The organism is Vibrio sp. 10N.222.48.A3 (assembly GCF_041475345.1).
GTDB classification, from domain to species: Bacteria; Pseudomonadota; Gammaproteobacteria; order Enterobacterales; family Vibrionaceae; genus Vibrio; species Vibrio tasmaniensis_A.
Window position 1 is genome coordinate 1 of the sequence record NZ_JBFRVX010000775.1, and the last position, 3,794, is coordinate 3,794.

The 3,794-nt window shown below is 41.0% G+C and carries 2 protein-coding genes and 1 pseudogene; all 3 read left to right on the top strand.

Annotation, left to right across the window (positions count from 1 at the left end; translation table 11 throughout):
• The coding region (locus AB4653_RS19645; RefSeq protein ID WP_372105082.1) for a hypothetical protein at positions 1–1,137 on the top strand (1,137 nt) is incomplete at its 5' end.
• Positions 1,138–1,315: 178 nt separating this feature from the next.
• Complete coding sequence (locus AB4653_RS19650; protein WP_017061839.1) at positions 1,316–2,890, top strand: EAL domain-containing protein; 1,575 nt, start codon at positions 1,316–1,318, stop codon at positions 2,888–2,890.
• 716 nt (positions 2,891–3,606) lie between these two features.
• Positions 3,607–3,794, top strand: a pseudogene (locus tag AB4653_RS19655) (hypothetical protein); the annotation flags it as partial.

Sequence of the window (3,794 nt, forward strand, 5' to 3'; positions counted from 1 at the left end):
GCCCCTGACTGTACTGGCAACTCCTCTTGGATTGATTACCCTTCCTTACCTCAAGAGCCTACAGAAACGAGTAAATCCGATATTAATTGCAGTTTTATGCAGTTTGCATGGCAATCTTTTGCTTATTATACCAGTGACAAGACACCGGGTTTATTCTTGAATATGATGCCGAAAGACAGAATATTTAAAGAGATACCCGATAGTTGGGACAATAAAGGTGATCAAGGATTAGTACAAAGTGAGATCCTTCAAGCCGGCTCTAATTTCCCATTGAACGATCAAGAAGGCAATCCGGTCTTCTATCAACAAAGTGTCAATAAAAAATTCTACAATGACATCGTCAAACACGGATTAAACAATAGCCAATGTGTCGCCGATATTGACAGTGGGAAAACACCGTTTGAAATATCCCCAGGCTCCACTGAAGTAAAAACCTCATGGAAATTAATATCTAATAACGACAACCCTGAAAAATTTTTCACTATTCATAGAGATGTTGAGATCGACGGGGCAGTAAGGAGTAATGTTCTAATGGGCTTGGTCGGGATTCATGTAGTGCGAAAAACAAGGAATCATCCTGAATTCATTTGGACCACATTTGAACACAAGGAAAACGCTCCTGATTGTGCTGATGTTCCTAACCTATCAAATTTTGAAAAATCAGGTAAATGGACATTTTTCAACCCAATGTCCTTTCAGAAAGTGAATACTTACTTCCCTGGTAAACCTACTCAAGTCTGTAGAGAAACACCCTATGGGGTTGGTGTTTTAACGAAAACTGAAGTAGCTAAAGATATAAAAGCGCTTAACGAGGCAATGTCAGATTATTACCAATCACGTAAATCTGTTTGGTCTAACTACTTCCTTGTGGGCACATCTTGGACAGTCTCAAACGAGAGTGATTTAAATAAAGGAGAGGTGCCTCCCTCTTGGAAAAATGAAATAGGGGGTTCGAAGTTATTATCAAACAGTACAATAGAGACCTATGTCCAAAACCCTCAATGGTTTGCTTTAGTGCATCCTAAAGAAGATAGGGGCTGTTTTGCTTGTCATAAATATGACCCTTTAACAAAGAAAGCCTTACATTTAAGCCATATGTTTAATGCGGCCCAAGATTACGGTCAGTGTTTTCTTTAAGGCTTGATTTAGAACCTAAAAATTGAAACTTCCTAACAAAGAGTGATCGGCTTTCCACTTTTATGATTTTACCCTTTCAGATTAAAAGGTTTTATAGAAATTAACGTTAATTAAACCGCATAATAACATTTCACAGCTCAACACAATTCGTTGGATTTATAATTATAAAGAGTTAAGTATGCGCTCCAGACACCCTTGGTTAGACCGCTTATTCAGTCCCCACCCTCAATGGGTCTATAAGACTGGTGTTATGTTATTGGCCCTGTTGTTTAGCTTATTGGCTTCATTAGCAACCAGTCTTTATCAAGTTCATAATGAAATTAAGCATGACGTCGACTACCTCGATCAAATCGTTTCTGTTGCGATTAAATATGGGCTTGAAAAACCCACTCTTTCTGAAGCCAGCGTCGCTAGCGGTGAATGCTCCACTGACACAATAGAGCAGTTAGAGAAGCTTTATGTGTCGCATCTACTTATGTCGATACCCATCGTTAATCTTGATAAGCAGAAACCTTATACCTATTGCTCTCCTTTCGGCGTTGAGCAATTTGAACAACGTAATTTTAAGAACTTACTCAGTACACAATTAAAAGGGGAAATGTGGCGTTTAGCGATTTATTCTCTCTCCACAACCCCAAAACATCCCCCCTATTTATACGGTTCGAATGGACAATATGGCTTCCTCTTTCCATTACGCACGGAATACCTTTTTCTTGAAAATGATTTAGACCATCAACGCTCTATTCGTTTATCTTTACCAAAAGAAAATTACACTATCCTTGAAATAGGCAGTTTGCCCAATGCTGATCGCCTGTACTCGAACTCAGTTGCTTCAAACTATCTTCCTCTTACCTTTGAATCCTCCGTCTCTGCCTCACGAGTGCTTTCGAAGTTTAAGCAAAACTTGTGGCCGGTCACCACTTTACTCTTTATGATTTCACTCACCATTCTTTGGTTATGTGTTTCCTATTGGCATGCAAAAAAAGAAATTGCTCTTCAAAAAGCGGTTCGAGACGCCCAGTTTTTCCCCTATTATCAACCCATTGTAGACGCACAAACAGGTAAAATGCTCGGTGTCGAAGCTTTACTCCGATGGCTTCCCTCTGATGGCCGCGTCATAGAACCAAGCAAGTTCATCCATTATCTAGAGCAAAGTGGGGATATCATTCCAACAACAGAAAATCTCATTACAACCATTTACCGCGACTTATCGTCTTTGATGAGTCAAAACGCTGAGTTTTATTGCAGTGTCAACATCACTCCTCTGCACCTACAAAATGACGATTTTTACCACTATTTAAAGCGGTTTCAGCATGACTACTCAAAACTGACGCTTGAATTGACAGAACGCCAACCGATTGAAAATTTGGCGTTTGCCAGTCAGCGCCTCGCCTTACTCAAAACATTAGGACTTAAAATAAGCCTTGATGATGCAGGTACCGGTTATGGCGGAAACTCCTATTTGCATTATTTCGATATTGACACTATCAAAATAGACAAAATGTTTACACGCTCCATTGATGAAGGAAAATCCGCTGTTCTAGATGGGTATATTAAAATGGCTAAGCAGTTAGAAATGAATCTAGTAGCGGAAGGGGTTGAAAATAAGCTTGAAGCTAACGGGCTTTTATTAAGAGGCGTCTTTCAACATCAAGGTTACTATTACGCTAAACCTATGTCGATTGAAGATCTCCATCGCTGGGCTTTAGATTATGGTTATACTCACGAGCGGGTTAGTGAGGCGCTCAGCTAAAAACATCACGGAGCTTACCTTAGTCAACAACGAAAAGATGCTCTTGCTAATACTCGTGGTTTAGCCTAACTGAGTCCATAAAACGAACACGTCGGGAGTAAAGAAGATAACCACACTCTTTGCTCATTTGTGGCATCACTTACTTAAAGTGGTCCACCAAGTTCCCCTTGTGGGATAACGAACCGTTCCCGCCTTACACATCAGAACATGTACGTCAGAAAACCCTTTTGGCCCGTTCTTTCACGATAGGTCGAAAACCAAGTCCCTTGTGCGTTGCTGATGCTTTCAAACATTGTCATCCCCATTGATGTTGATTCATACTGACTACGTTGATATCGCAGTCTTTGAGATCAAAGTCGAAAAACACATTCGTCGGCTTTTTATTCCATCTGCATACCAACACCCGCATCACCGTAAGAGTGGCTGCCTTCACTATTGCAAAAAGCGCCGCAGATGGGCGCAGGCCTGCGTAATATGCCTAAAAAGTTCAGGAGCCTTACCTGGGGCGACGTCCAAGGCTGTTTTTCTACTCAATTAAGCACGCTGGTTGAGTGGTTCAACAGAGTTACTTGGGAATACCAGACACCACATCCTTTGGGTGTGCGCATTCTACTACAAGAATGCACAAGCCAGTTTGTAGCACGGCTCTTGAGAGAGAGCCCATTGTTTTGTTCTTTTAAAAGAGCAAAACAATGTCCTTAAAAGGAGTTTGAATAATGCAAATTGTATACGGATATTGTCGTGAAGATGAGGCGGGGAATTTATTGGACCGCTTTGTTAAACAAGGGGATTTTGTCAGCTTCAAAGAACTGGGCTCAGTCGGGCGTGAATACATGGCATTTGCTGCTTTGTTGCCTTTTACTGACCGCCTCCCCTTTCCTTTCTATTGGAAGGGTGTTCATTT

What these genes read in the sequence shown, in the direction of transcription:
- AB4653_RS19650 (WP_017061839.1), top strand. Translation starts at nt 1,316, where the DNA reads ATGCGCTCCAGACACCCTTGGTTAGACCGCTTATTCAGTCCCCACCCT.